7 protein-coding genes are annotated in these 7171 nt (G+C 65.7%); 5 read left to right on the top strand and 2 right to left on the bottom strand.

Annotated features, from left to right (window positions below; all coding sequences use genetic code 11):
• Positions 1-135 precede the first annotated feature (135 nt).
• Both H0921_RS12670 and H0921_RS12665 read right to left on the bottom strand, forming a co-directional pair.
• On the bottom strand, positions 136-675 hold the full coding sequence (locus tag H0921_RS12670) for an MJ0042-type zinc finger domain-containing protein (protein ID WP_194538646.1): 540 nt from the start codon (positions 673-675) through the stop codon (positions 136-138).
• Positions 676-909: 234 nt separating this feature from the next.
• On the bottom strand, positions 910-2703 hold the full coding sequence (locus tag H0921_RS12665) for an ATP-binding protein (protein ID WP_228499587.1): 1794 nt from the start codon (positions 2701-2703) through the stop codon (positions 910-912).
• Positions 2704-2963: 260 nt separating this feature from the next.
• On the opposite strand from H0921_RS12665, the gene H0921_RS12660 reads away from it, so the two are divergent.
• The 5 genes from H0921_RS12660 to H0921_RS12640 all read left to right on the top strand — a co-directional run bounded on the left by H0921_RS12660 (position 2964) and on the right by H0921_RS12640 (position 6970).
• Positions 2964-4049, top strand: coding sequence for a hypothetical protein (locus tag H0921_RS12660; RefSeq protein ID WP_194538644.1), 1086 nt, complete (start codon positions 2964-2966; stop codon positions 4047-4049).
• 83 nt (positions 4050-4132) lie between these two features.
• The gene (locus H0921_RS12655; RefSeq protein ID WP_194538643.1) at positions 4133-4687 is read left to right on the top strand and encodes an HIT family protein; all 555 of its coding nucleotides are present in this window, start codon (positions 4133-4135) and stop codon (positions 4685-4687) included.
• Positions 4684-5604, top strand: coding sequence for a hydroxymethylbilane synthase (gene hemC / locus H0921_RS12650; protein WP_194538641.1), 921 nt, complete (start codon positions 4684-4686; stop codon positions 5602-5604). The genes H0921_RS12655 and hemC overlap by 4 nt, the downstream gene beginning before the upstream one ends.
• A 49-nt stretch (positions 5605-5653) precedes the next feature.
• Positions 5654-6685, top strand: a complete 1032-nt coding sequence (locus H0921_RS12645) for a hypothetical protein (protein WP_194538639.1) — start codon at positions 5654-5656, stop codon at positions 6683-6685.
• Between the two features lie 9 nt (positions 6686-6694).
• The gene (locus H0921_RS12640; protein ID WP_194538637.1) at positions 6695-6970 is read left to right on the top strand and encodes a hypothetical protein; all 276 of its coding nucleotides are present in this window, start codon (positions 6695-6697) and stop codon (positions 6968-6970) included.
• The last annotated feature ends 201 nt before the right edge of the window (positions 6971-7171 follow it).

Genomic DNA, 7171 nt, shown 5'->3' with positions numbered 1-7171 from the left:
ATTTGGTGTTAGGCTTCGGAGTCAAGCAGGGGGCTTAGCCCACGGCGTGGACCGCTTTCGATGATGTGTCCCTGTTTTCTCGCCGGAGGGGTTTTGTTCTCACGACTGACTGGGGGAAATTGGGGGAAGTGCAGTTCATCCCACTTCGAGTTCGATGCCTCCCACGAGGGCGGCCACGAGGTTGTAAAGTAGGGCCCCCACTATGCCGCCGACGAAGCCCACCAGGCCATAGAGGATGGGGGCGCAGATGATGGCACCGAAGCCAAAGATGATGGCGAAAACTCCTCCCCCTCCTTGCTGGTTGCCACCGACAGCCATACCGAGGAGGGATAAGAAGGTCATCAAGACGCCAAAAATCAGTCCGATCAAGGCATTGAGGAGACCCATAACCTTGCCGGCGGAGAGAACGCCGATTTTTGTCACGATCCTTTGGGCATCCCGCCGCTTCCGGACGCGTGGGGACGGTCTGAAGTCCTCATCGAACGGTGAGGATTCCTCTGGGGGACGGTCGACGGCTTCGTAACCACCGGGATAACCACCAGAGGACGAGGACGGCGAGGAGGATGGTACCAGCATGTTCGTGCCGCATTTGGGGCACTGCACGGTCTTGCCCGCAGCGTTATCCGGGACTTTCAGCCGCGCACCACAACTTGGGCAGGCAACTAGGATTGACATGGAGGTCTCCTGAAGGGGAGATACGGCGGCAGAGTCAGACACGCCCCGACCGGAGATGTAATGCTGCCAAATGACTATGCTACCTCATCGCAGCGCGCTTTTCCAGCTTAGTCCGCCCCCTGCTGTCGTTGAGCTTCAAGGTAAGCCCAAGGCAGAGGGGAAGCGGGGAGAAGGAAAGCCAAGGGTGGTATGACTGAGCGGTGTCAGTGAGAAAGTCTACAGGCCATAAGGGGCTTAGCTCAGGCGGAGTTGGGCGCCGAAGTCTTTTTTCTCCTGGCTGACGAAGTAGGTGGCGCAGGCGGCGTCGATGAGGTCCGGGCTGAAGTTGACGCGTTCGAGGTTGTATTTGGCGATGGCGATCATTTGGTCGAGCAGGTCGCGGGGGTGGCACATGCGGAAGGGGCGTTGGTAGGGGCGGTACCATTTGTCGATGAGGTAGTTGATGCCGTCTTCGTCGTAGGGGATGCGGCGGGTGTGGCAGACGAGTTGCCAGACCTGGCGGTATTGGTGTTCGTCGGGGTTGCGGACTTCGATTTTGAATTTGATGCGGCGGAGGAAGGCTTCGTCGGCGAGCTGGTGGGGGTCGAGGTTGGTGCTGAAGATGAGGAGCTGATCGAAGGGGATTTCGATTTTGTTGCCGCTGGCGGTGGTGAGGTAGTCGTAGTGTTTTTCGAGGGGGATGATCCAGCGGTTGAGGAGGTCCATGGGTCGGACTTGTTGTCGTCCGAAGTCGTCGATCATGAAGACGCCGCCGTTGGCTTTCATTTGCAGGGGGGCTTCGTAGAGTCGGGTGGTGGGGTTGTAGCGCAGGTCGAGCATGTCGAGGGTGAGTTCGCCGCCGACGATGATGGTGGGTCGCTGGATGCGGAGGAAGCGGGGGTCGGCGGGGGCAGCGTGGGCGAGGGGGGGATCGTCGGGGTTAGCGGGGGATTCGGGTGGGACGGCGTGGTGGAGGACGGGGTCATAGAGTTTGATGACCTGGCCGTGGACTTCGACGGCGTGGGGGATGTAGATGGTATCGTGCATGAGGCGGGTGATGCGTTCGGCGATGCTGGATTTGCCGTTGCCGGGGTAGCCGAAGAAGAAGATGGACTGGGCGGAGTTGATGGCGGGGCCGATTTGGTGGAGGAGGTCTTCGGCGAGGACGAGGTCTTGGAAGGCCTGGCGGATGGTGCGTCGGGTGACGACGAGTCGTCGGATGGATTGGGCGAGGACGGTTTCGACGTAGTCGTGGTAGGGGACGGGAGCGGGTCCGACGTAGGTGGTTTTTTCGAGGGCGAGGGTGAGGGCTTCGTTGCCTTTGGGGGGTTTGAGGGCGTAGACGAAGCCGGCATCGCCGGCGTGGCCGTGCTGGGCGACGATGTCGATGAGGGCCTGTTTGCGCATGTTTTGCAGGAGGGGGTTGAGGAGGCCGAAGGGGAGGGCGAGGGTGCGGGCGAGTTCGCCGGCGGGGAGTTGGCCGCGGGCAAAGAGGGTGCGGAGGATGAGGTCGTAGAGGAAGGCGAGGTCCAGGCCGAGGTCTTCCCAGCGGGTGGGGATGGGGGGTGCATAGGGGGGCGCGGCGGGTGTGGGGGGGGCGGCGTTGTCGTCGGGGGGCGGGTCGCCGAGGAGGGTGACTTCGTCGGAGAGGGCGCCGAGTTGTTCGGCTTCGGCGCGCAGGGCCAGGTAATGCTGCCAGTGGAGGCGCAGGTGGGCGATGGCTTCGGCGTCGTTTTTGGCTTCGGCTTGTTGCAGGCAGTCGTAGACGGCGGGGGCGACCACGTATTTGACGCCGTCGATGTAGAGGTGGTGGAGGTATTCGCCGGGGCGGACGTAGCAATCCGGGGGGTGATCGGCGATCTGCCGCATTTGCTCGTAGAATTCGTTGGCGATGATGAAGCGCATGCGCAGGGACTCCGCAGGGTCACGCCGCCGCAAGCGGGGGACCGGAACAACGGGGCGACCGTGGGGAACCAGGCCGGTGGGCGTGCCGGAACGGGAGGCGGTCCTGCCGCGGCCTTCGGGCGTCACAGGAACTATCGCTAGCAAACATAGAACATGTCCTGCGCGGGGAGCGGAAAATGGCGGCGGGAACGGAGACGGCGGAGACGGAGACGGCGGAGGGATTGATCCGGCGGGGGAGGCGCGGGGCGGCTCACGGGGTGGCTCACGGAGCGGCTGGTAGGGGCGGCAGAGAGGGCATAAAATACAGGCGAAGGCTGGGCGAATCACCGAGTGACGGCGGTGAAGGCCGGCGGTGAAAACGCGAGGGTGTTTTCACGCCTTTTTCCAAACAGGAGACACCAACCATGCCACGGACGATACCAGGGAGCGCGAGCCGGGTTTTGGCGGTACTCGTAGCGCTGGGGCTGTGCGGCTGGGGGGCGGAGCGGGTGCGCGGCGAGGGAAGCAGCCTGCAGGCGCCCGGGGCCTTGCATGTGTACCTCAACGATGCCAGCGGCTTTTTCAGTGACAAAGGGATCGCCCAGGCCAAGGAGGTGATGGAGAAGACGCTCTTCAACGGCGGTCTGGTGCTGACGGTCGATGTGCTGGCGCATCCGCCGCAGGGACGGGAGGTGCCCAAAGACGAGAAGCAGCGGGGCAAGTTTTTCCTGGAGCTGGCGCGCGAGTTGGCGACCGCGGACAAGGCGCGGGGCATTTACATTCTGGTCTGCCGCAGTCCCGGCTATGTGCAGGTGATCGCAGACAAGGCGACACGGGAGCGGGGCTTGAGCGAAGCGGACGAGCGGAAGCTACGGGACATTCTGCTGGAAGGGTTCCGGGAGGCGGCGAAACTGGAGAAGGAGAAGCCGGAACAAGCGGTAGAACGGCGGGACAAGGCCCTGGTGGCGGCGGTGCAGTTTGTGGTGGAGGACCTGCGGAATACGACCCCGCCGACGAGCAGCGGGGGGCAGCGGGCGGGTCTTCCGGGGCCGGCCAAAGCGGTGCAGGAGCTGGAAGGCAATAGCCTGGCGGGGTGGATTTGCATCGGTTTGGTGGCGCTGTTGGCCCTGTGGCTGATCGTCGGCTTCATCCGGGCGCTCAGCGGCGCGGGGACGGCACCGGCAGCGGGGGGCGGCGGAGGCGGCGGCTTCTTCTCCTCCCTGCTCGGCGGGCTGTTCGGCGCGATGGCGGGCATGTGGCTGTACAATCACCTCTTCGGCGGCAGCAGCTTCTGGGGCGGGGACAGCAGCGGGCTGGGCAGCGCGGAGGCGGGCAGCTCCGGCGGGGTGGCGGGCGAAGGGGACTTCAGCGGCGACACCGGAGCCGGCGGCAGCTTCGATACGGGCGATACCGGCGGGGATGCCGGCGGTGGGGATTGGGGCGGCGGCGACTGGGGCGGGGGCGACTTCGGTGGGGGCGACTTCGGCGGCGATGGCGGCGGGGACTTCTAACGGTCCGCAGGGGCTTACGCGCCGCGGCTCCATTCCCCCGTGCCCCTTCCGGCTGAACCAGCTCGGAGGACTGCGAGGTCCGCATGTCTGAACCATCGTCCTGCCCGCTGTGTGCAGCCCTGGCGGACCCCCAGCAGCACTGGGGCGCACGGCAAGTGTGGGCCTTCCCCCACAGCGTGGCGGTGCTCGGCCCCTGGCAGTATTACACCGGTTACTGCCTGCTGGTCAGCCGCGAGCATGTCACGGAGCTGAGCCAACTCGGTGCCCGCCGGACGCCCTTTCTGGAAGAGATGGCCCTTCTGGCCGAGGCCATCGAAGCCTGCTTCCAGCCGCACAAGCTGAACTACGAACTGCTGGGCAATCAGGTGCCGCACTTGCACTGGCATCTGTTCCCGCGCTATGCCGACGATCCGCAGAGCCGGCAGCCGGTGTGGCTGGCCCTGAACCGAGCGGAGAACGAACCGCAGGAACGGCACCGGCTGGAAGCGGGTTTTCTTCCGCCGTCGGAGAGCGTGGCGCGCTTGCAGCGGTGGCTGCGGGAACACGGAGCGCCGCGGGGATCAGAGCGGGAAAGCGAGGCGGACGGCGGAGCGGCAGAGCCCCAAAAGCGGCGCGGAAGCGGAGAGCCAGTGCCATGACTGCACCCTTGCGGATCGGAACGCGCGGCAGTGCCCTGGCCCTGTGGCAGGCGCAGCAGGTGGCCGACCGCTTGGCCCCCCTGGCCGCCCCCCGACCCGTCGAAATCGTCCCCCTCGAGACGCACGGAGACCGCGACCAGGCCGCGGCGCTGTCGAGCCTCGGCGGCTTCGGCGTCTTCACCAAAGCGATCCAACAGGCCCTGCTGGACGGACGCGTGGACCTGGCGGTGCACAGCCTCAAGGACCTGCCGACGCTGCCCGTGCCGGGGATCGAATGCGTCGCCGTGCTGCCCCGCGGACCGGTGGGGGATGCCTTCGTCTCCGTGCGCTACAGCCGCTTCGAGGATTTGCCGGAAGGGGCCGTCGTCGGCACCAGCTCGCTCCGCCGCCGCGCCCAGCTTTGGCACCGCCGCCCGGACCTGCGCCTCGTCGACCTGCGGGGCAACGTGGACACACGCCTGCGCAAACTGGAAGCCGGACAATACGACGCTATCGTTCTGGCCGAAGCTGGACTGACACGCCTGGGCCGACGTGAGTACATCCGCGAAGTGCTCGATGTCCGCTGGATGTTGCCGGCGGTGGGCCAGGGCGCCATCGGCATCGAATGCCGCAGCACGGATCGCGCCACACGCCTGATGGTGGAACCGTTGAACGACCCGGCCACCTGGACCTGCGTGCAGGCGGAGCGGGCCTTGCTGGCGGCCCTCGGCGGCGGTTGCCTCTTGCCCCTCGGCGCCCACTCCCGCCTGAGCGGCCCCACGCTGACCCTGCGGGCCGTCGTCCTGTCCCCGGACGGCCAACGCTGCCTCGCCGCCACCCACGAAGGACCCGCCCACACCCCCCAAGCCATCGGCGTGGAACTGGCCGCCCTCCTGCGCGCCGAAGGAGCTGACGAATTGCTCCCCCGCCGCTCCTGAAACCGCCGGCTCGGCCATTCCCCCACGGGGGCGCTGCGGAGATCGACCGATGACACCAACCCGCCCCGACAACACCCTCCCCTCTGCACCTCCCCAGGAATTACTGCCGCAAACAGCCTCTCCCCACCCCGACGGCCCCAACGCCGCCCCTTCGCCAGCCGCTCCGCTGACCGCCACTGACAAAACCATGTCCAACACAACGCTTGAACCTTCCCCTACCCCGCCGATTGGCCCCGATGCCCCTGCCTCCGCTGCCTCCGCTGTCGCCGCCTCGACATCACCAGCCGATGCCAACCTCACGACACCGCCGGATTTGACCCCTTCCCTCCCTCCCGCTGCCACCGCCTCGACACTGCCGGGGTCTGCGGACTCTGCTGACTCCCCTGCCTCCCCTGCGGCTCCGAGTTCCGCGGACAATTTCCGCGCCGCCTTCATGTTCACTCTGGCTTTCGGCTATTTGCTCGTGGTCGCGGGGCTGGTGCATCGGGCCACCACGCCGACCGTCACGCAGGTGGAGCTGTTTTTGATCTACGGCTGCCTGATTCTCCTCTGGCCGGTGTTTGCGGTGGAAGCGCTACTGGGAGTGTGGCAGCGGGACCGGCGTCAGCCCCTGCGCCGGGTGGTGTGGCGCTTGCTGCTGGTGTTGCTCTTTCCGCCGTTTCGCCTGGGGTGGCTCGATCCCCGCTTTCGGATGATCTGGCTGCCGCGCCTCGGCTGGTGCTGCCCCGGTAAGACCGTGTTCAAAAAACTGGAGCGGGCCTTCGCTGTGCCGATGGTCCTGTTCGCCTTTTTGATTCTTCCGTTGCTGCTCATCGAGTATCTTCAGGCGGAGCAGATCAAGGAGAACGTCCTTCTGGCCCTGGGTCTGGACATCGGGATTGCCGTGATCTGGATCGCCTTTGCCACGGAGTTTATTCTCAAGGTATCGGTGCATCCTCGGCCGTTGTCCCTGGCCAAAGATCGCTGGCTGGACGTGGCGATCGTGGTGCTGCCGATGCTGGAGTTCCTGTTGACCAAGTGGATCGACGCCGCCCCGCTGGCCCGCTTGGTCCGCCTGGGCCGCGCCTTGAGTCCGGAGTAGATCGCCCGCTTGCAGCAACTCTACCGCCTGCGCGGTTTGGCTACGAAAGCCTTCCATGCCCTGCTATTGGTGGAAGGGGTGGCGCGGCTGCTCGGTCAGACGCCCCAGAAGCGCCTGGCCCGCATCCAGCAGCGCATCGAAGAGCTGCACGAGGAGATCGCGGAGTTGCAGAAGGAAGCGGCAGAATGGCAGGCGCTCATCGACCGGGCGCAAGCCGCTTCCCCTCCCCCATCCCCATCGCCGCCTCCTTCCCCGACACGAGGCGAGAACACCACACCGTCCTAGAAGACAGAGCTTGAAAGAGAGCGAAGTTTCTCCCTCGACCCGTCGCTGAAGCGGGTTGGACTTCGCAATTCTCAAATAGACTCGTGGCCGTCCTGGAACCTCCCTCTACCCCGAACGGGATCGCACCTAGGGATTCCCAAAGCGGCTTGCGGCCTGCTTCTGGACTCATCGCCGGACACGGGCGGCCTACCGGATTCCCAA

The organism is Thermogemmata fonticola, from assembly GCF_013694095.1.
GTDB classification, from domain to species: Bacteria; Planctomycetota; Planctomycetia; order Gemmatales; family Gemmataceae; genus Thermogemmata; species Thermogemmata fonticola.
This window is presented reverse-complemented; position numbering and strand designations above follow the sequence as displayed.